The organism is Kocuria sp. HSID17590, assembly GCF_003989485.1.
Classification (GTDB): domain Bacteria; phylum Actinomycetota; class Actinomycetes; order Actinomycetales; family Micrococcaceae; genus Kocuria; species Kocuria salsicia.
The window spans coordinates 1-21,066 of sequence record NZ_RBMB01000021.1 but is presented as its reverse complement, the minus strand read 5'-3'; the positions used below and the strand labels follow the sequence as shown (position 1 = coordinate 21,066).

14 protein-coding genes and 1 riboswitch are annotated in these 21,066 nt (G+C 70.7%); of the genes, 3 read left to right on the top strand and 11 right to left on the bottom strand.

Features of this window, described 5'->3' with window-relative positions:
• Window positions 1–38: 38 nt before the first annotated feature.
• The 11 genes from D8M39_RS08650 to glp form a co-directional block, all read right to left on the bottom strand.
• On the bottom strand, window positions 39–3,929 hold the full coding sequence (locus D8M39_RS08650) for a DNA-directed RNA polymerase subunit beta' (RefSeq protein ID WP_055085318.1): 3,891 nt from the start codon (window positions 3,927–3,929) through the stop codon (window positions 39–41).
• A gap of 65 nt (window positions 3,930–3,994) precedes the next feature.
• On the bottom strand, window positions 3,995–7,504 hold the full coding sequence (rpoB, locus tag D8M39_RS08645; RefSeq protein WP_126874837.1) for a DNA-directed RNA polymerase subunit beta: 3,510 nt from the start codon (window positions 7,502–7,504) through the stop codon (window positions 3,995–3,997).
• 227 nt (window positions 7,505–7,731) lie between these two features.
• On the bottom strand, window positions 7,732–8,475 hold the full coding sequence (locus D8M39_RS08640; protein ID WP_094394944.1) for an MBL fold metallo-hydrolase: 744 nt from the start codon (window positions 8,473–8,475) through the stop codon (window positions 7,732–7,734).
• Window positions 8,476–8,632: 157 nt separating this feature from the next.
• Window positions 8,633–9,778, bottom strand: coding sequence for a glycine cleavage system aminomethyltransferase GcvT (gene gcvT, locus D8M39_RS08635; RefSeq protein WP_126874836.1), 1,146 nt, complete (start codon window positions 9,776–9,778; stop codon window positions 8,633–8,635).
• Window positions 9,778–12,672, bottom strand: coding sequence for an aminomethyl-transferring glycine dehydrogenase (gene gcvP / locus D8M39_RS08630; RefSeq protein ID WP_094394948.1), 2,895 nt, complete (start codon window positions 12,670–12,672; stop codon window positions 9,778–9,780). The genes gcvT and gcvP overlap by 1 nt, the downstream gene beginning before the upstream one ends.
• A gap of 158 nt (window positions 12,673–12,830) precedes the next feature.
• A riboswitch (glycine riboswitch) is annotated at window positions 12,831–12,946 on the bottom strand.
• A gap of 173 nt (window positions 12,947–13,119) precedes the next feature.
• Window positions 13,120–13,506: a 50S ribosomal protein L7/L12 gene (rplL, locus tag D8M39_RS08625; protein WP_068468040.1), complete on the bottom strand. Its 387-nt coding sequence runs from the start codon at window positions 13,504–13,506 to the stop codon at window positions 13,120–13,122.
• 122 nt (window positions 13,507–13,628) lie between these two features.
• Entirely contained in the window at window positions 13,629–14,162 is a 534-nt protein-coding gene (gene rplJ / locus D8M39_RS08620) for a 50S ribosomal protein L10 (protein WP_094394950.1), read from the bottom strand.
• A 299-nt stretch (window positions 14,163–14,461) separates the two neighbouring features.
• A complete protein-coding gene (gene fdhD, locus D8M39_RS08615) occupies window positions 14,462–15,298 on the bottom strand; it encodes a formate dehydrogenase accessory sulfurtransferase FdhD (protein ID WP_126874835.1) in 837 nt (278 codons plus the stop codon).
• Window positions 15,298–16,482: a molybdenum cofactor biosynthesis protein MoaE gene (locus D8M39_RS08610; RefSeq protein WP_094394954.1), complete on the bottom strand. Its 1,185-nt coding sequence runs from the start codon at window positions 16,480–16,482 to the stop codon at window positions 15,298–15,300. The genes fdhD and D8M39_RS08610 overlap by 1 nt, the downstream gene beginning before the upstream one ends.
• Complete coding sequence (moaC, locus tag D8M39_RS08605) at window positions 16,479–16,940, bottom strand: cyclic pyranopterin monophosphate synthase MoaC (RefSeq protein ID WP_256385985.1); 462 nt, start codon at window positions 16,938–16,940, stop codon at window positions 16,479–16,481. The genes D8M39_RS08610 and moaC overlap by 4 nt, the downstream gene beginning before the upstream one ends.
• Before the next feature lie 98 nt (window positions 16,941–17,038).
• Window positions 17,039–18,532: a gephyrin-like molybdotransferase Glp gene (glp, locus tag D8M39_RS08600; RefSeq protein ID WP_126874834.1), complete on the bottom strand. Its 1,494-nt coding sequence runs from the start codon at window positions 18,530–18,532 to the stop codon at window positions 17,039–17,041.
• A 91-nt stretch (window positions 18,533–18,623) separates the two neighbouring features.
• Between glp and moaA the strand changes: the two genes are divergently transcribed.
• From moaA to D8M39_RS08585, 3 genes are all read left to right on the top strand, one after another.
• Window positions 18,624–19,700 carry a GTP 3',8-cyclase MoaA gene (gene moaA, locus D8M39_RS08595; protein WP_055085299.1) on the top strand — a complete coding sequence of 359 codons (1,077 nt, stop codon included), beginning with the start codon at window positions 18,624–18,626 and terminating at the stop codon, window positions 19,698–19,700.
• Between the two features lie 3 nt (window positions 19,701–19,703).
• The gene (locus D8M39_RS08590) at window positions 19,704–19,967 is read left to right on the top strand and encodes a MoaD/ThiS family protein (RefSeq protein ID WP_094394960.1); all 264 of its coding nucleotides are present in this window, start codon (window positions 19,704–19,706) and stop codon (window positions 19,965–19,967) included.
• 40 nt (window positions 19,968–20,007) lie between these two features.
• A partial coding sequence (locus tag D8M39_RS08585; protein ID WP_126874833.1) for a molybdopterin-binding protein occupies window positions 20,008–21,066 on the top strand: 1,059 nt, incomplete at its 3' end.

The window sequence follows — 21,066 nt, the reverse complement described above, 5'->3', positions numbered from 1 at the left end:
CCGCCGCCCCGCGGGGCGGCTTACGCGGGTGACCCGGCTCAGTTGCCGCCGAAGTCGTAGTCGTCCAGCGGGATCGCCTGGAACTCGGAACCCAGCCCGCCGGAGTTCTCCTCCGCGTAGCTGAAGTCGGAGAACGCGGACGGATCCGTGAACATCGAGGCCTTGGCCTCCTCCGTGGGCTCCACGTCCACGCTGTTGTACCGCTCGAGACCGGTACCGGCGGGGATCAGCTTGCCGATGATCACGTTCTCCTTCAGGCCCAGCAGCGGGTCCGACTTGCCCTCCATGGCGGCCTGCGTGAGCACACGCGTGGTCTCCTGGAAGGACGCGGCGGACAGCCACGAGTCCGTGGCGAGCGAGGCCTTGGTGATGCCCATGAGCTCCGGACGCCCGGCGGCGGGACGCTTGCTCTCGGCCACCGCACCGCGGTTGGCCTCGAGGAAGCGCACGTTGTCCACCAGCTCACCCGGCAGCAGCGCAGTGTCGCCGGACTCGATGATGGTCACGCGACGCAGCATCTGCCGCACGATGACCTCCACGTGCTTGTCGTGGATGCCCACGCCCTGCGAGCGGTATACGCCCTGGACCTCGTCCACCAGGTGCTTCTGCGCCTCGCGGGGACCGCGGATGCGCAGCACCTCCTTCGGATCCACCGCGCCGGTCACGAGCTGCTGGCCGACGTCGACGTGGTCGCCGTCCGCCACGAGCAGCTTGGCACGACGCAGCACCGGGTAGGCGAACTCCTCGTCACCGTTGTCCGGGACCACGACGATCTTCAGGGACTTGTCCGTGTCCTCGATGCGGATCCGGCCGGCCACCTCGGAGATCGGGGCCACACCCTTCGGGGTGCGGGCCTCGAAGAGCTCCTGGATACGGGGCAGACCCTGCGTGATGTCACCGTCCGAGGACGCCACACCACCGGTGTGGAAGGTGCGCATCGTCAGCTGGGTGCCGGGCTCGCCAATGGACTGCGCGGCAACGATGCCCACGGCCTCGCCGATGTCCACCAGCTGGTTGGTGGCCAGCGAGCGGCCGTAGCACGCGGCGCACACACCCACCGCGGACTCGCACGTGAGCACGGAGCGCACGCGCACCTCGTCCACACCCGCGTTGTACAGGGTGCTGATCATGGCGTCCGACATGTCGGCACCAGCCTCGGCCAGCACCTCGCCGTTCTCGTCCGCCACAGCCGAGGCGAGCACGCGGCCGTGCACCGTGTTCTCGATGTCCTCGTGCAGGGTGCGCACACCGGTGTCCGTCACGTCCGCGAGCGGCAGGACCAGGCCTCGAACGGTCTGGCAGTCCGACTCGCGCACGATCACGTCCTGCGACACGTCCACCAGACGCCGGGTCAGGTAGCCCGAGTTGGCGGTACGCAGCGCCGTGTCCGCGAGACCCTTGCGGGCACCGTGGGTGGCGATGAAGTACTCCAGCACCGACAGACCCTCCCGGTAGGAGGACTTGATCGGGCGGGGCATGATCTCACCCTTCGGGTTCGCCACGAGACCGCGGATGCCGGCAATCTGACGGACCTGCATCCAGTTGCCTCGCGCACCGGAGGACACCATGCGGTTGATGGTGTTGGTGGGCGTGAGGTTGTCCCGCATGGCCTGCGCGACCTCGTCCGTGGCCTTGGACCAGATGTCGATGAGCTCCGATCGGCGCTCGTCGTCGTCGATCAGGCCCTTGTCGTACTGGCCCTGGATGCGCGCAGCCTGTGCCTCGTAGCCCTCCATGATGGCGGGCTTCTCCGGCGGCGTCGCGATGTCCGAGATCGCCACGGTGACCCCGGAGCGCGAGGCCCAGTGGAAGCCGGCGTCCTTGAGGTTGTCCAGCGTCTTGGCCACGCGTGTCATCGGGTAGCGCTCCGCGAGGTCGTTCACGAGAGCGGAAAGGTGCTTCTTGTCCGCGACGTTCTCGTCCCACGGGTAGTCCTCGGGCAGCGTCTCGTTGAAGAGCACACGCCCGAGCGTGGTCTCCACGACGGCGGGCTGACCCGGCTCCCAGCCCTCGGGAGCCTCCCAGCCGGCGTACGGCACGAAGTCCTCGAGCTCGATCTTGCACTTGGCGTTCAGGTGCAGCTCGCCGGAGTCGTTGGCCATGATCGCCTCGGCCACCGAGGAGTAGCTGTTGCCCTCCCCGGCCCAGCCCTCACGCACGGTGGTGAGGTGGTACAGACCGATGATCATGTCCTGCGACGGCAGGGCGATCGGCTTGCCGTCCGACGGCTTGAGGATGTTGTTCGAGGACAGCATCAGCACGCGGGCCTCCGCCTGCGCCTCCGGGGAGAGCGGCAGGTGGACGGCCATCTGGTCGCCGTCGAAGTCAGCGTTGAACGCGCCGCACACGAGCGGGTGCAGCTGGATGGCCTTGCCCTCCACGAGCTGCGGCTCGAACGCCTGGATGCCCAGACGGTGCAGGGTGGGGGCGCGGTTGAGCAGCACCGGGTGCTCGGTGATGACCTCTTCCAGCACGTCCCACACCTGGGGACGGTAGCGCTCGACCATGCGCTTGGCAGACTTGATGTTCTGCGCGTGGTTCAGGTCCACCAGGCGCTTCATCACGAACGGCTTGAACAGCTCCAGGGCCATCTGCTTGGGCAGACCGCACTGGTGCAGCTTCAGCTGCGGGCCCACCACGATCACGGAACGACCGGAGTAGTCCACGCGCTTGCCGAGCAGGTTCTGACGGAAGCGGCCCTGCTTGCCCTTGAGCATGTCGGACAACGACTTCAGCGCACGGTTGCCGGGACCCGTGACAGGGCGGCCGCGGCGGCCGTTGTCGAACAGGGAGTCCACGGCCTCCTGCAGCATGCGCTTCTCGTTGTTCACGATGATCTCGGGGGCACCGAGGTCCAGCAGCCGCTTGAGGCGGTTGTTGCGGTTGATCACACGACGGTAGAGGTCGTTGAGGTCGGAGGTCGCGAAGCGGCCACCGTCCAGCTGCACCATGGGACGCAGCTCCGGCGGGATCACCGGCACGGCGTCCAGGACCATGCCCAGCGGCGAGTTGTCCGTGGTCAGGAAAGCGTTGACCACCTTCAGGCGCTTCAGGGCGCGGGTCTTGCGCTGGCCCTTGCCCGTGGCGATGGTCTCGCGCAGCGACTCGGCCTCGGCCTCGAGGTCGAAGCTCTCGAGGCGCTTCTTGATGGACTCGGCGCCCATGGAGCCCTCGAAGTACATGCCGTAGCGGTCCACCATCTGGCGGTACAGGGCCTCGTCACCCTCGAGGTCGTTGACCTTGAGGTTCTTGAAGCGGTCCCAGACCTTCTCCAGGTAGTCGATCTCGCGGTCCGCGCGCTTGCGCACGTTGGCCATCTGGCGGTCCGCCGAGTCGCGCAGCTTGCGCTTCTCGGCAGCCTTGCCGCCCTCCTCCTCGACGCGCGCGAGATCGTTCTCGAGGTCGCGGGCGATCGCGTTGATGTCCGCGTCCCGGGTGTCCTCCAGCTGCTTCTTCTCACGGTCGATCGCGGCCTGCAGGTTGGGCAGGTCGTCGTGGCGGGCCTGCTCGTCCACGGAGGTGATCATGTACGCGGCGAAGTAGATGACCTTCTCGAGGTCCTTCGGCGCGAGGTCCAGCAGGTAGCCCAAACGCGAGGGGACGCCCTTGAAGTACCAGATGTGGGTCACGGGAGCGGCGAGCTCGATGTGGCCCATGCGCTCACGGCGCACCTTGGCGCGAGTGACCTCCACGCCGCAGCGTTCACAGATGATGCCCTTGTAGCGCACGCGCTTGTACTTGCCGCAGTAGCACTCCCAGTCCCGGGTGGGACCGAAGATCTTCTCGCAGAACAAGCCGTCCTTCTCGGGCTTGAGCGTGCGGTAGTTGATGGTTTCCGGCTTCTTGACCTCGCCATAGGACCAGCCGCGGATCTGATCCGCGGTGGCCAGGCCGATCTGCATGAGACCCAGTGAAGAATCGTTGGACATAAGGTCCTGTCCCTCTTTCTAAAAATCCTGAAGTGTGACGAGCTGTGCTATGGACGAGCGGGTTCTCAGACCTCTTCGACCGAGCTGGGCTCGGAGTGGGAGAGGTCGATGCCGAGCTCGTCGGCAGCCCGGAAGCTGTCGTCCTCGGAATCACGCATTTCCACGGTGTTGCCGTCCGCGGAGAGGACCTCCACGTTCAGGCACAGCGACTGCATCTCCTTGATGAGCACCTTGAAGGACTCGGGCACACCCGGTTCGGGGATGTTCTCGCCCTTGACGATGGCCTCGTACACCTTCACGCGGCCGTGGACGTCGTCGGACTTGACGGTGAGCAGCTCCTGCAGGGTGTAGGCGGCGCCGTACGCCTCGAGCGCCCACACCTCCATCTCACCGAAGCGCTGACCACCGAACTGCGCCTTACCGCCCAGCGGCTGCTGGGTGATCATGGAGTACGGACCGGTGGAGCGGGCGTGGATCTTGTCGTCCACGAGGTGGTGGAGCTTCAAGATGTACTGGTAGCCCACGGACACCGGGTCCGGGAACGGCTGGCCGGAGCGGCCGTCGTACAGCTTCGCCTTGCCGGAGCGCCCGATCAGGCGCTGACCGTCACGCGTGGGGTTGGTGTGGTCCAGCAGGTCGAAGATCTCGTCCTCGCGGGCGCCGTCGAACACCGGGGTGGCCACGTTGGTGGGGCCGGTGCTCTTCGGGAAGTTGCTCAGACCCTTCAGCCACTCGGGGTCGGCCTCGATGTTCCAGCCCTGCTTGGCGAGCCAGCCGGTGTGGACCTCGAGCACCTGGCCGAGGTTCATGCGGCCGGGGACACCCAGCGGGTTGAGGATGACGTCCACCGGGGTGCCGTCCTCCATGAACGGCATGTCCTCGATGGGCAGAATCTTGGAGATGACGCCCTTGTTGCCGTGGCGTCCGGCGAGCTTGTCGCCGTCCGTGATCTTGCGCTTCTGCGCCACGTAGACGCGGACCACCTGGTTGACGCCGGCCGGGAGGTCGTCGTCCTCGTCCTCGCGGTCGAAGACGCGCACGCCGATGACCGTGCCGGACTCGCCGTGGGGCACCTTCAGGGAGGTGTCGCGGACCTCGCGGGACTTCTCGCCGAAGATCGCGCGCAGCAGCCGCTCCTCCGGGGTCAGCTCCGTCTCGCCCTTTGGGGTCACCTTGCCCACGAGGATGTCGCCGGCCTGGACCTCGGCACCGATGTGGATGATGCCGCGCTCGTCCAGTGCGGAGAGCACCTCCTCCGACACGTTCGGGATGTCACGCGTGATCTCCTCGGCACCGAGCTTGGTGTCGCGGGCGTCGATCTCGTGCTCCTCGATGTGGATGGACGTCAGGACGTCCTCGGAGACCATGCGCTGGGAGAGGATGATGGCGTCCTCGTAGTTGAGGCCCTCCCAGGACATGTACGCGATCAGCAGGTTCTTGCCCAGTGCCAGCTCGCCGTGGTCGGTCGAGGGACCGTCCGCGATGACCGTGCGGGGCTCCACGCGCTGGCCCTCGGAGACGATCACGCGCTGGTTGTACGTGTTGCCCGGGTTCGAGCGCACGAACTTGTTAATCGGGTAGAGCTTGGTGGTGCCGTCGTCGTTGAGCACGGTCACGAGGTCAGCGGAGACCTCCTCGACCACGCCCGGCTTGGTGGCGAGCACCGAGTCCCCGGCGTCCAGCGCCGAGTAGCGCTCCATGCCGGTGCCCACGAGCGGGGCCTCGGACGTGAGCAACGGCACGGCCTGGCGCTGCATGTTAGCGCCCATGAGGGCACGGTTGGCGTCGTCGTGCTCGAGGTACGGGATCAGGGCCGTGGCCACCGACACCATCTGGCGCGGGGAGACGTCCATGAACTCGATGTCCTCGGGGGCCACCAGCACGGCCTCACCGGAGCCGTCGGAGGCGCGCGAGAGCACGGCGTCCTCAGCGAAGTGACCGTCCTCGGTCAGCGGCGCGTTGGCCTGCGCGATCGTGAGCCCGCGCTCGTCGTCCGCAGTGAGGTAGACGACGTCGTCAGTGACGGTGCCGTCCACGACCTTGCGGTACGGGGTCTCGATGAACCCGAACGGGTTGATCCGCGCGTACGTGGCGAGCGAGCCGATCAGACCGATGTTCGAGCCCTCAGGGGTCTCGATCGGGCACATGCGGCCGTAGTGCGACGGGTGGACGTCACGGACCTCCATGCCCGCGCGGTCGCGCGAGAGCCCGCCGGGGCCCAGCGCGGACAGGCGGCGCTTGTGGGTCAGACCCGCGAGCGGGTTGTTCTGGTCCATGAACTGCGAGAGCTGGGAGGTCCCGAAGAACTCCTTGATCGCGGCCACCACGGGGCGGATGTTGATCAGGGTCTGCGGGGTGATCGCCTCGACGTCCTGCGTGGTCATGCGCTCGCGCACCACTCGCTCCATGCGGGAGAGCCCGGTGCGGATCTGGTTCTCGATCAGCTCGCCCACGGCGCGGATACGGCGGTTGCCGAAGTGGTCGATGTCGTCGACGTCCACATGGATCTCGCGGGCCTCGCCGTCGCGCGTTCCGGGCATGGTGGAGCGGCCGTCGTGCAGGGTCACGAGGTAGCGGATCATGGCGACGATGTCGTCGAGGGACAGCACGGAGGCGTCCGCGTCCGTGAAGGGCTTGTCGAGACCGAGCTTGCGGTTGAGCTTGTAGCGGCCCACCTTGGCGAGGTCGTAGCGCTTCGGGTTGAAGTACATGTTGTCCAGCAGGGACTGGGCGGCGTCAACCGTGGGCGGCTCCCCCGGACGCAGCTTGCGGTAGATGTCGAGCAGCGCCTCCTCGCGGGTCTCGGTGGCGTCCTTCTCGAGGGTCGCGCGGATCGAGTCGAACTCGCCGAACTCCTCGAGGATCTTGGCCTCGGTCCAGCCCAGCGCCTTGAGCAGCACGGTCACGGACTGCTTGCGCTTGCGGTCCAGACGCACGCCCACCTGGTCGCGCTTGTCGATCTCGAGCTCGAACCACGCCCCGCGGGAGGGGATGATCTTGGCGGAGTAGATGTCCTTGTCGGACGTGCGGTCCTGGCCCTTCTCGAAGTAGGCACCGGGGGAACGGACCAGCTGGGAGACGACGACGCGTTCGGACCCGTTGATCACGAACGTGCCCTTGTCGGTCATGAGCGGGAAGTCCCCCATGAACACGGTCTGCTGCTTGATCTCGCCCGTGTTGTTGTTCATGAACTCGGCCTTGACGTACAGCGGCGCCGAGTAGGTGGCGTCACGGTCCTTGCACTCGTCCGTGGTGTACTTCGGGTCGTAGAACTCCGGCTCCGAGAACGAGAGGGACATGGTGCCCTGGAAGTCCTCGATCGGGGAGATCTCCTCGAAGATGTCCGAGAGCCCGGACGTGGTGGACACGCTGGTGTCACCGGTTTCCTGGGCCTCGACCACGCGGGCCTGCCAGCGCTCGTTGCCCACCAGGCGGTCGAAGCTGTCGGTCTGCAGCGCGAGCAGGTTGGGGACGTCCAGTGGCTCGTGGATCTTCGCGAAGGAGACCCGGCGAGGAATGTTGTCGCTCGTGGGGTGGTTGGCGGAGACGTTCGTATCGGTGCTCGAGGCGACCAAGATGTGATCCTTCCACAGACATGCAGTGAATACGCGAGGTTCCCGGGGAGAGAAAAAGGGGCCGGTGACGAGGACTGTCGACAACCGCCCCTGCGGCGCCCACCGCTATATGAAGGCACGCATGCATAAGGGACAACGCAAAGTACTAGCCTAGGGCACTCCCGGCGTGTTGTCCACACCCGTGCTGGACGAATGCCCGCCCGGGCCGTAAGATGCCCGGCCGCCGCTCAGGCGACGCCGTTGGCGCGGGCCTGGTACGCCGCGCGCTGCGCCCCGAGGCGCCAGGGGTCGCCGTGTCCGGGCAGCACGACCGTGGCCCGGGTGGCCGCGATCGCGTCCAGGGACGTGAGAGCCATCTGCGCATCTGCGGTGGCCGCGCCAGCCACGACCCGGGGCCCGGTGAGCCCGGTGTAGGGGTCGAGGGTCACCAGCGCGTCCCCGGAGAGCACGGCGTCCGCATCGGGGACGTGCAGGGCGCAGTGCCCGTAGGTGTGGCCCGCGGTGAGGACGACCCGTGGACTGCCTGGAACGGGAACCGTCTGGCCCACGGCGAGGGACCGGGTGACGGTCACTCCCTTCACACCCGCTGCTCCCCCGGCGAGCATCGACACCAGCACCGGAATGGCCCGGGGGTGCCTCAGTGGGTACAGAGCCGTGGGGCTCTCGTGCGCGTAGCTGTAGGGGTGCGCCGCGAGGTGGCGCTCCCTCTGGTGGGCGAACACGGGGACGCCGAGCCGCTCCACGAGTCTGGCGGCGACACCCACGTGGTCGAAGTGCGCATGGGTGAGGACGAGGGCCCTGATCTGCTGCGGTGAGCGCCCGAGCTCGCGCACCGCGTGGCCGAGCTCGTTCCAGACGCGCGGCAGCCCCGCGTCCACGAGTGTCAGACCGCTGGAGTCCTCCAGCAGGTAGCAGTTGACGTGGTGGTTCTGGATCATGTGGATCCCTGGGGCGACGTCTCGTACGAACACGGCGTTCTCCTTCTCCCTGCGTCCGCGACGACGCACGGATGTTCTCCGCGGCCCGCAGGCCAGCCCCGGACGGGCCGGCACGTGACAGCGGGTCTACAGGAAGGCTACTCCCGGCAGACCCGCTCCTGGCACACCCCTGGGGGTCCGTTCCCTGCGCTCAGCCCCGCTTGTAGAACGGCAGCGGGGTCTGCTGCACGTCCACCGCCCGGCCGCGGACGTCCACGACGCCCACTGTTCCGGCCGCAATCTCCTCGAGCGCGTCGGTGGCAACCAGCGCCATGGCCACCGGCCTGCCGAGGGTAGGCGAAGGCAGTCCGCTGGTGACCTCGCCCACGGTGCGCTCCCCCACCACCACGGTGTAGCCGGCGCGCACGGGCTTGCGTCCTAGGCCCTGCAGCCCAATCAGGGTGCGCTGAGGTGTGGTCTCGAGCATGGCGGTGAGCGCGTCCCCGCCCACCGTGACGGTGCCCGCCTCGCCCTTCTTCCGCAGAGCAACCTCCACGAGCTTGCCGAGCCCGGCCTCCACCGGGGAGATCTCCGTGGAGAGCTCGTGGCCGTAGAGGGGCATCCCCGCCTCGAGCCGCAGGGAGTCCCGCGCGGCGAGACCCGCGGGACCGATGGGGGCGTCCTCGGTGCCCAGCCGCTCCGCGGTGGCCAGCAGCGCGCTCCACAGCTGCGGGGCGTGCTCGTTGTCGCAGTAGAGCTCGAAGCCGTCCTCACCGGTGTACCCGGTACGGGCGGCGAGCGCAGGAACCCCCGCGCACTCGGCCGGGACGCACGCGTAGTACTTCAGCGCAGCGACGTCCTGTGCGGGGGTCAGCTCGGTGGCCTCGAGCACCTCCAGGGCGCGCGGGCCCTGGACCGCGATCAGCGAGGTCCCTGGACCGCGGTCAGTGACGACGACGTCGAATCCCTCGGCGCGCTCCTGCAGAGCCCGCACCACGGCCTCCTGGTTCCCGGCGTTCGGCACCACGAGGTACCGCTCCTCCCCCAGCCGGTAGGTGATCAGGTCGTCCAGGATCCTGCCCTGCTCGTCCACGATCAGGGAGTACTTGGCCCGGCCGGTCCCGATGCCCGAGAGCACCCCCACGAGCGCGTGGTCCAGGAACTCCCCCGTCTGGGGACCGGTGACCTCCACCTCCCCCATGTGGGAGAGGTCGAAGATCCCGGCCCCGCGGCGCACGGCGTGGTGCTCGGCGGTGTCGCTCGCGTAGCGCACGGGCATCGACCAGCCGCCGAAGTCGGTGAACCTGGCCCCCAGCTCCTCGTGGGCCTCATGCAGTGCGGTGTGCCGCTCGCTCATCACTTCTCCTGTTCCGCTGCCGCGCTGTAGGCGGCGTCGAAGGCCTCGATGGGCGGGCACTCGCACACGAGGTTGCGGTCACCGGCGGCGTTGTCCACGCGGCCCACCGGAGGCCAGTACTTGACCCGGCGCAGGGACGGGACCGGGTAGGCGGCCTGCGAGCGCGGGTAGGCGCGCTCCCACTCGTCCGCCGTGAGCACCTGAGCGGTGTGCGGGGCGTGGCGGACTGCGGAGTCCTCGAGGGCGATCTCCCCGTCCGCGATCTGCTGCATCTCCGCGTGGATGGTGCGCATGGCCGTGATGAAACGGTCCAGCTCCGCGAGGCCCTCCGACTCGGTGGGCTCCACCATGAGCGTGCCCGCCACCGGGAACGCCAGGGTGGGGGCGTGGAAGCCGAAGTCGACGAGCCGCTTGCAGACGTCCTCGGCGGTGACGCCCGAGGCCTTGGTCATGGGACGCAGGTCCAGGATGCACTCGTGGGCCACGAACCCGCCGTCCCCGGTGTAGAGGGTGGGGAAGACGTCCGAGAGCTGCCGTGAGATGTAGTTGGCGCCCAGCACGGCGGTGCGCGAGGACTCGGTGAGCCCCTGCGCCCCGGTCATGGCGATGTACATCCAGGTGATGGGCAGCACGCCCGCCGAACCGTGGGGTGCCTCGGCCACGGGGAAGCCGGCACCGCGCTCGTCCAGGTCCGCGTCCGCCGGGTTGCCGGGGAGATAGGGCACCAGGTGCTCGGCCACGGCCACGGGGCCCACTCCGGGTCCGCCGCCGCCGTGGGGGATGCAGAACGTCTTGTGCAGGTTCAGATGGGAGACGTCCCCGCCGAAGCGCCCGGGGCGCGCGAGGCCCATCAGCGCGTTCAGGTTGGCGCCGTCCACGTAGACCTGACCGCCGGCGTCGTGCACCGCCGCGCACACCTGCGTGATGTCCGTGTCGTACACGCCGTGGGTGGAGGGGTAGGTGACCATGATGCCCGCGAGCTCGTCCCCCACGGACTCGATCTTGGCCGCGAGGTCCCCCTGGTCGATCGTGCCGTCCGCCGCCGTGGCCACCACCACGACCTTCAGGTCTGCGAGCACCGCAGAGGCCGCGTTCGTGCCGTGCGCGGAGGACGGGATCAGGATGGTCTTGCGCTGGTGCTCGCCGCGGTCCACCTGGTAGCGGCGGATGGCGAGCAGCCCCGCAAGCTCGCCCTGGGAGCCGGCGTTCGGCTGCACGGAGACCGCCGCGTAGCCGGTGATCTCCGCGAGCCAGGACTGCAGCTGGTCGATCAGCTCGCTCCAGCCCCTGGTCTGGTCCTCGGGGGCGAGCGGGTGGATGCTCGCGAACTCGGGCCACGAGATGGGCTCCATCTCCGCGGCGGCATTGAGCTTCATGGTGCACGAGCCCAGCGGGATCATGGTGCGGTCCAGGGCCAGGTCCTTGTCCGAGAGCTCGCGCAGCCAGCGCATCAGTGAGGTCTCGGAGCGGTGCGTGTGGAACACCGGGTGGGTCATGTACTCGTCCGTGCGCAGCCACTTGGCCGGAAGGTCGTAGGTCGAGACGTCCTCGGTCGCGGCGGCGTCGGCCGCGCCGCAGGCCTCGGAGACCGCGGTCAGGACGTCCTCGACGTCGCGCTCGGTGTGGGGCTCGCCGAAGCTCGCACCCACGGTGTCCTGGTCCACGCGGCGCAGGTTGATCCCGCGGTCCGCGGCGGCGGCGACCACGCCGTCCGCGCGCCCGGGTACCGAGAAGGTGACGGTGTCGAAGAAGCGGTCGTGGACGACGTCGATCCCCCGCGCCCGCAGCCCGGCAGCCAGGCTCGCGGCGAGGCCGTGCAGCCGCAGCGCGAGGGCGCGCAGGGCGTCCGGGCCGTGGTGCACTGCGTACGCGGCGGCCACGATGGCCAGCAGCGCCTGGGCGGTGCAGATGTTGGAGGTGGCCTTCTCGCGTCGGATGTGCTGCTCGCGGGTCTGCAGAGCGAGGCGGTAAGCCGGGGCGCCCGAGGAGTCAGTCGACACGCCCACGATGCGACCGGGCAGCGACCGCTCGGTGCCCTTGCGGGACGCCATGAACGCCGCGTGGGGACCGCCGAAGAACAGTGGCACGCCGAAGCGCTGGGCGGAGCCGACGGCGATGTCCGCTCCGGTCTCCCCCGGGCTGCGCAGCATGGTCAGGGCCAGCAGGTCTGTGCTCACGGTGACGAGGGCGCCGGCCTCGTGGGCAGCGTCGACGACCGCGGTGGGATCCAGGACGGCCCCGTCCGCGCCGATCTGCGCGACGACCACACCGAAGTACTCGCCGTCCGCCAGCGCACGGGCGATCTCCTGGGGATCACCCAGGTCCGCCGTGACCAGCTCGATCCCCGCGGCCCGGGTGCGGCCCGTGAGGACGGCCAGGGTCTGCGGCAGGGAACGGGAGTCCACGAGCACTCGTGTGCTCCTGGAGCGGCGGTTGGCGCGGCGCATCATGAGCACCGCCTCGGCCACGGCCGAGGACTCGTCCAGCAGGGAGGCGTTGGCCACGTCCATGCCGGTGAGGTCGATCACCGCGTTCTGGAACGTGAGCAGCAGCTCCAGGCGGCCCTGGGAGATCTCCGGCTGGTACGGGGTGTAGGAGGTGTAGAAGCCCGGGTTCTCCAGGATGTTGCGGCGGATCGCGGCGGGCGTGACCGTCTCGTGGTAGCCCTGTCCGATCAGCTGGCGCATCACGGTGTTGCGCGCGGCGACCCGGCGCAGGGCGGCCAGGGCCTCCGGCTCGTCGAGGGGCTCCGGAAGGTCCAGCGTGTCCCGGAAGCGGATGCTCTCCGGCACCGCGCGGTCGATCAGCTGGTCGAGGTCGTCCGCGCCCACGGTGCGGAGCATGGTGGCGAGGTCATCGGCGTCCGGACCGATGTGGCGTGACAGGAAGGACATGCGAGGTCTCCTGGGCTTCTCGTGGGCACGGTGGCCCTGCGTGTCCTCCCCGCTCTGTTCCACAACCTGAGAGTTTTCGCCGACGCGCGGTGCTGCACGCGCGCCGACCTGCCCCGACGGCGTCCGAGACCACGCGGGTCATGGACTCTCCAGAGTGGCCTGGGGCGGCGGTACGGGTGCCTGAGAGGTTCCCGGGGAGGGTTTGCTCCTTCGGCGATGGCGCCGCCGCGGACCTCCCAGCCCCCGACCCGCCATGCTCTCCCGCCGCACCGTGGCGGCCAGATGGTCAGGGCCAGTTTCGCACATCGCACCGAGGACGGGCGCCACCGCGACGGGCGCCCCCGGGCACGACAGAACCCCGCACCGTGCGGTGCGGGGTTCTGGAGTGGTGCGAGGTGGCGTCCGAGGACGCTCACGCTGCGCGGGTGGCGCCTGGGGCGCCGGGAATCACTTGACGGTGACGGTGGCGCCGGCGCCCTCGAGGGACTCCTTGGCCTTGTCAGCGGCTTCCTTGGTGGCGCCTTCCAGCACGGCCTTGGGAGCGGAGTCCACGAGGTCCTTGGCTTCCTTCAGGCCCAGCGAGGTCAGCCCGCGGACCTCCTTGATGACCTGGATCTTCTTGTCACCGGCGGACTCGAGGATGACGTCGAACTCGGTCTTCTCCTCCTCGGCGGCACCGGCGTCACCGGCGGCGGGAGCGGCACCGGCCACGGCCACGGGGGCGGCAGCGGTGACGTCGAAGGTCTCCTCGAACGCCTTCACGAACTCGGAGAGCTCGATGAGGGACAGTTCCTTGAAGGCCTCGATGAGTTCTTCGGTGGTCAGCTTAGCCATGGTATTGGCTCCTTACTTGTACGTGGTGCCGGCGCTGGTGGCCCCGGCGAGGTGTGCGTGGTGAGAAGAACACGGGCGCTTTCCCGGGGGTGAACCCGGGGCCCGGTGGATCCCCGAGGGAATCAGGCGGCGTTCGCGCCCTGTTCGTCCAGCTTGGCCCGCAGCGCGTCCGCGGTGCGGACGGTCTTGGACAGCGGGGCCTGGAACAGCGCGGCAGCCTTGGACAGTGATGCCTTGGCGGCACCGGCGACCTTGGCGAGCAGGACCTCGCGGGACTCGAGGTCCGCGAGCTTCTCGATCTCGGTCTCGTCCATCGCGACGCCGTCCAGGTAACCGCCCTTGACGACCAGCTGGGGGTTGTCCTTGGCGAAGTCACGCAGGCTCTTGGCTGCCTCGACGGCGTCACCGGAGACGAACGCGATGGCCGAGGGGCCGATGAGCTGGCCCTCGAACGCGTCGATCCCGGATTCGCGCGCCGCGATGGCGGTGAGCGTGTTCTTCACCACGGCGTATTCGGCGTTCTCACCGAGAGAGCGACGCAGCGTCTTCAGCTGAGCCACGGTGAGCCCGCGGTACTCCGTCAGGACAGCAGCGTGCGAGTTGGAGAACAGCGTCTTCAACTCTGCAACCGCGGCAGCCTTTTCAGGATTCGCCATGGTGCTCCTTCCTTACATGTGGATGCCGGCTCCGCGCGCCCCGAGGGGTGGCACGACAAAAGCCCCGCGCAGATGCCCGGGGCTCGACCACGTCCGACCGTCCACGCGTGAGCATGGTGGGTCCGGATGAAGGATTCGTGCTGGTTCACCTGCGCTGGACGGATCCCGTCTCCGGGAACCTCTTCGACCACGCGCACCGAGGCGCGCATGGTGACCGGCGGTCTTTGGTGGTTTCACAGTACCCCAGGCACGCGGAGCGGACCAAATGCCCGGCGGACGGGAGCGACGACGCGGCGGGGTCAGTCCCCGGTGATCCGCTCCGGGTGGGTGTAGACGTTGCACGTGCCGCGGCGGTTGAACCCCACGACCGTCACCCCCCGCTGCCGGCCGTGCTCCACCGCGAGCGCCGAGGGCGCGCTGACGGCCGAGAGCACGGGGATCCCGGCCATGGCCGCCTTGCTCACGAGCTCGAAGGAGCCCCGCGCGGAAACCTGCAGCACCGTGTCCCCCAGCGGCAGCAGCTCGCGCTGCACCGCCCAGCCGATCACCTTGTCCACCGCGTTGTGCCGCCCCACGTCCTCGCGCACCACGAGCGGTTCGCCCCCGGCCGCGGGGAAGAGAGCCGCGGCGTGCACCCCGCCGGTTGCGTCGAAGACCCGCTGGTGCTCCCGCAGCTCGTCCGGCAGCGCCACGATCCGCGCGGCCGCCACGAGAGGGAGCGACGGGGCCACGGGGTGCGCGGAGGGTTTGAGCACGCTGTCCAGCGAGGGCGTCCCGCAGACTCCGCACGAGGAGGATGTGAAGACCTGCCGCTGCTCCCCCCGCTGCGTGCCGGGGGCATCCGGGGCGAGGCGGACGTCCACCACGTTGTAGGTGCGGTGCCCGTCCTGGTCCACGCCTGAGCGGTAGTCCATCTTCACCACGTGGGAGATCCGCGTGATGACGGCCTCGCTCAGCAGCAGCCCGGTGACGAGCTCGAAGTCGTCCCCGGGGGTGCGCATGGTCACGGTGAACTGTTTACCGTTCAGCCGGACCTCCAGGGGCTCCTCCCCCGCGAGCCGGTCCGGTCCGGCGGCGACCTCGCCGTGGGCGTCGAACGTGCGGACCCGGGCGGGCACGATGGTCCGGGCAGCCATCAGTCGTCCAGACCCACCCATGCGTGGGCGCCGTCTTGGAATCTCTCGCGCTTCCAGATGGGAACCGACTCCTTGATCCGGTCCACCACGTCCGCGCATGCCTCGAAGGCCTCCCGACGGTGCGCGGCGGCCACGGCCACCTCCAGGGCGCTGTCCCCTACGGCGAGCGCGCCGATCCTGTGGGCGGCCCACACGCGCGTGCCGGGGTGCGCCGCGGCGGCCAGGGCGACGACGTCGCGCAGCACCTCCTGCGCCGTGGGGTGCGCCGTGTACTCCAGGCCCGTGACGCCCGTGCGCCCGCCGTCGTGGTCCCTGATCACGCCGCTGAAGCCGACCACGGCGCCGCAGGCCGGATCGGCGACGGCGCGCTGGGCCTCCTCCGCGTCGAGCGGGTCCGCCGTCAATGCCGAGAGCACGACGACGCCCGCCGTCGTTGCCCGTCCGGCTGCCGGGGTGCCGGTTGCGGCTGCGCTGGTGACGCCCGTGCTCAGTGCAGCGGGCCCGGGGGACGCCGTACGGGGGGAGGGGGCGCGGTCGCTGGCCGCTCCATCACCCGCCGCTTCCGAGGCCTGCCCGGCGGGGACGATCTCGTCCGCGGACTGCGCCACGCGGCGGTCCTCTCCGTGACCGTGGACGTCCTCGAGCTGGGCGCTGATGTGGTCCAGCAGCGGGTCCAGCACGGCCATGCCGTCCTTGACGCCGCCGCGCGAGCCCGGGAGGTTGACCACGAACGTCTGGCCCACCGTGCCGGCCACGCCGCGGCTCATCACGGCGGTGGGGGTCTTCTCGAGCCCCTTGCTCCACAGCGCGTGCATGATCCCCGGGGTCTCCCGCTCCACCACCCGGGCGGTCGCCTCCGGGGTGACGTCGTCCAGGTTCAAGCCCGTGCCGCCGGAGGTGATGACGAAGCGCGACGCGTCCGCGCTGGCCGAGTCCGCGGTGAGCTCGCGCAGGGTCGCGAGGACGTCGGGACCGTCCGGGAGCACCCGCACCGCGACGTCGACGCCGCGGCGTTCGAGCCACGCGGCCAGCAGCGGCCCGCAGCGGTCCTGCGCGGTCCCCGCCGCGGCGGACGTGGAGACGATGAGCACCACGGCCCGCCGCCCCTGGAGGTGGAAGTCGCCGTCCTCGTGCCGGTGGGGAGGGCGCTCGCTGCCCACGTGTGCTCGTGCCTGCTCGCTCACTGCCTGCTCCAGTCGCCGCTCTTGCCGCCGGACTTGGCGAGCACCCGGGTGTCGGTGATCGTGGCCGCCTTGTCCACCGCCTTGATCATGTCGTACAGCGTCAGCGCCGCAACGCTCGCGGCGGTCAGCGCCTCCATCTCCACACCGGTCACCCCGCGGGTCCGCACGGTCGCCTCGATGATCACGCGGTCCCCGCCCGGCGTGAGGTCCACGCTCACCCTGCTCAGCGGCAGGGGGTGGCACAGGGGCACGAGGTCCGGGGTGCGCTTCGCGGCCATGATTCCCGCGACGCGCGCCACCGCGAGGGCGTCCCCCTTGGGCAGCTCCCCGGTGCTCAGCAGGTCGACGACGTCCGGGCGGGTCACCAACACGGCCTGCGCCGTGGCCTCCCGGGACGTCACCCCCTTGTCCGTGACGTCCACCATGTGGGCCGTGCCGTCCTCGCGGACGTGGGTCAGCCGCTGCTGCCCGCCACTCTCCTGCTCTGCCTCCGTGGGAGCCTGGTCAGTGCCGTGCTGAGGGTCGTGTCGGGGGTCGTGCTGGGGGTCGTTCTCGCTCACTCGTCGTCTCCTTCGTCCTTCTCGTCTGCTCGTCGCGTGGTGTCGTGGTCCAGCCCGGGGCTCGCGCACCGGGCGCGTGGTCTCGTCGTGTCCCCGCCAGGCTCGCACGGCTCGCCCGCACCGCCCAGCGCGAGGACGCCTCCCGCCACGGGCAGCACGGCCACCGCGGCTCCGGCGGGCAGGGGCGCTTCCCCGTGCGGGATGCGCACCAGGACGTCCGCGCGCGCGGCGGCCGTGAGCAGGTGCGAGGACGCCCCGCCCACGAGGGCGACGCGAGCCGACCCGGCGTCGTCGTGACCCGTCACGCGGCCCCGCCGCAGCTGGGTGCGCGCCGGGAGGGGCTGGACTTCCTCGGTGAGCACCGCCGTGCCCCAGCGCGGTGCCTCGCAGCTGCCCCAGACCGCCGCGAGCGCGTCACGCAGCAGGACCTCGCACGAGACCCACGTGCTCACGGGATTGCCCGGCACGCACACCACGGGAGTCCCGCGGAAGACGGCGTGGCCCTGGGGACCGCCCGGCTGCACGGCCACGTGGCCGAACCACGCGTCCTCGCCGTGTGCTTCGAGCCCCTGGCGCACCACCTCGAAGGCCCCGGCGCTGATGCCGCCGCTCGTGACCACGAGGTCCGGGCGCAACGAGCGGACGGCCTCCTCCAAGCGCTCCACGAACAGCGCGGGGTCGTCGCTGACCCGCAGGCACGCGACGTCCTCCGCGCCCGCCTCGCGCAGCCACGCGTCCAGCAGCGGACCGTTCGCGTCGTAGAGGGTCCCCGGTTTCAGCTCGGCGCCGGCGGGGACCACCTCGTCCCCGCCGCTGAGCGCGAGCACGCGCGGACCGCGGCGCACGAGCACCGTGGCGTCCGCGACGAGCCCCAGGGCGGCGCACGCTCCGATCGCGGCCACGCCGAGCCGGGTGCCCGCGGGCAGCGCCACGGCTCCCCGGGCGACGTCGCTGCCCACCGGGCGCACGAAGGTCCCCTCGGCCGTGGTGTCCGCCAGCCCGGCCGGAACCGTGATGGTGGGGGTGTCGAACCGCGGCGGGTCCACCCTCTCCACGGGGAGCACCGCGTCCGCGCCCTCGGGAATCACGGCACCCGTCATCACCGCGGTCGCCGTGCCCGGTTCGTGGTGCACGGGCCCCGCGCCGGCGGCCCGCGTGCCGTGGACGGGCAGGGTCACGGAGCCGCCGCCCTCGATCCCAGACCCGGCCGCGGTGCCGTTCCCGCGCGCGGTCCCAGCACCGGGCTCGGTCCCGTCCCCAGGTGCCGTCCCGCTCTCAGGCGTGGCGGCGAGGTCCGCGACCCGCACGGCGAAGCCGTCCATCTGGGAGTTCGTGTGCGGGGGCAGGTCCAGGGGCGCCAGGAGGTCCTCGGCGAGCACCCGGCCGGCCGCCTGCGCGAGCGGCAGCGCCACGGCGTCGTCGCCCGGGCCGTGCGTCCGGGCGAGCAGAGCGCGCAGGGCGCGCTGGTGGGATTCGATGCTGCGGGCCATGCCTCCAGGGTAGCCACCCACCGCACGGCCGCCTCCGCCCACACCGCCCGGGCCCGGCCGACCCGTTGGACAGCCCTCCTACACTGGGAGCATGTCCGTCTTCCTCGGCAGTCCCCAGGTCCTTCCCACGCGCGGGGTGCCCACGCAGGGTCCGCTGACGGACCGCTTCGGGCGCACCGCCACGGACCTGCGGATCTCCCTCACCGACAAGTGCAACCTGCGCTGCACGTACTGCATGCCCGCCGAGGGGATGCAGTGGCTGCCGCGGGAGTCGTTGCTCAGCGCCTCGGAGGTGGTGCGTCTCGCGGCCATCGCCGTGCGCGAGTTCGGGGTCCGCGAGATCCGCCTCACCGGTGGTGAGCCCCTCATCCGCCCGGACCTCGAGGAGCTCGTGGGCGCGCTGCACGAACGCCTGCCGGGACTGCCCATCTCCATGACCAGCAACGGCATCGGGCTGGCCGCTCGCGCGCAGGGCCTCGTGGACGCCGGGATGACCCGCGTGAACGTCTCCCTCGACACCCTGTGCGCGGAGACCTACCGGACTCTGGCGCGCCGGGGAAAGCTCACCGAGGCCCTGGCCGGTGTGGCCGGGGCGCAGCAGGCGGGGATGAGCCCCGTGAAGCTCAACGCCGTGCTGATGCGCGGCATCAACGACCACGAGGCACCCGAGCTGCTGCGCTGGGCGCTCGAGAACTCGTGCGACCTGCGGTTCATCGAGCAGATGCCCCTGGACGCGGACCACGGGTGGACGCGCACGGACATGGTGACCGCCGCCGAGATCCGGGAGCGTCTCGCCACGCAGTTCGACCTCTCCGAGGACACCGCGCCCCGCGCCGGCGCCCCGGCGGAGAAGTACCTCGTGCGGGCGCTCGGGGGCGGGCCCGTGCTGGGGACGGTGGGGATCATCGCCTCGGTCACCGAGCCGTTCTGCGAGGACTGCACCCGCACGCGCATCACCGCCGAGGGCCACGTGCGCTCGTGCCTGTTCTCCCACCACGAGACCGACCTCATGCACCTGCTGCGCGAGGGCGCGTCCGACGACGCCGTGGCCCAGCGCTGGCGCGAGGCCATGTGGGTCAAGCCGCGCGCCCACGGCATGGACCACACCGGTCTGGACTCCGGGGACTACGTGCAGCCGGACCGCAGCATGAGCGCGATCGGGGGCTGAGCCGTGCTGGTCCGCTACTTCGCCGCCGCCGCAGCCGCCGCCGGGGTTCCCGAGGAGCACGTGGCCTCGCACACCGCCGTCACCCGGGACGAGCTGCAGCAGCTGCTCGTGTCCCTGCACCCCGTCCCGCCCGCCGGGGAGCCCGCGCTCGCGCAGGTGCTGCCGCGCTGCTCGTGGCTCGTGGACTCGGTGGCCGCCCGCGATCCCCAGGCCCCGGTCTCCCCCGGTGCCACCGTGGACGTGCTGCCACCCTTCGCGGGGGGATGAGAACGGGCCCGCCGACAGTCCCCCGAGAAGAGAGCCCCCGATGACACCTCCGCCGAATCCCCCGTGGGCGCAGGAGCTCCACACCCTGCACCACGCCTCCCGGGAGGCCGCCACGGCCCACGCGCACCGCACGGGGGCGGCCCTTGCCACGTCCCGTGGTGAGGCGGTCTGCCGGGACCTTCCGCTCGACCAGGCCCCGGGGCGGGTCCTCGCCCGCGACGTCCAGGCCGTGTGCGCCGTGCCGCACTACGCCTCCAGCGCGATGGACGGCTACGCCGTGAACGGCGAGGGCCCCTGGCGCCTGGTCGGGGACCGCGCCGCCCATGAGACGGAGGGGTCCGCACCCCTGCCGAGCGCCGCGTCCGCCGGGGCGCTGGAGCCGGGGACCGCCGTCGTCGTCGTCACCGGGGGCGTGATCCCCGAGGGCGCCACCACCGTGGTGCGCGAGGAGTACGCGCGGAGTGACGGGGAGCTCGTGGCGCTCGCCGACGACGCCCCGCGCTCCGAGCTCGCGGGCCGTCACGTGCGCCCGGCCGGAACGGAGTGCGCGGAGGGCGAGACGATCCTCACCGCGGGCACCGTGCTCTCCCCCGCGCACGCCGCCTTCGCCGCGGTGGCCGGGCTGGACGCTCTGCCCCTGCGCGGCGCTCCGCGCGTGGCCCTGCTGCTCACCGGCTCCGAGGTCCTGAGTCACGGCGTTCCCGGCCCGGGCCGCGTGCGGGACGCCTTCAGCATGTCCCTGCCGCACGTGGTGCGCGGCCTGGGCGGGGAGGTGGGGGAGATCCGTCGCGCGCCCGACGACGCCGCGGCCCTCGAGACGGCCCTGCGGGAGCTGGGTGCCGAGCACGACCTCGTGGTCACCACGGGCGGCACCTCGCGATCGCGGGCCGATCTGGTCCGGCCGCTCCTCGAACGGCGCACGCGGCTGCTCGTGGACCAGCTCGACATGCAGCCCGGTCACCCGACCCTGCTCGCGGCCGCGGAGCGCGCGGCGGTGCTCGCGCTGCCCGGCAATCCCCTGGGGGCGGTCGTAGCGATGACGGCGCTCGGCGGCGCGTTCACGGCCGGTTTCCTCGGCCGCGCACCCGCGGCGGGCGTG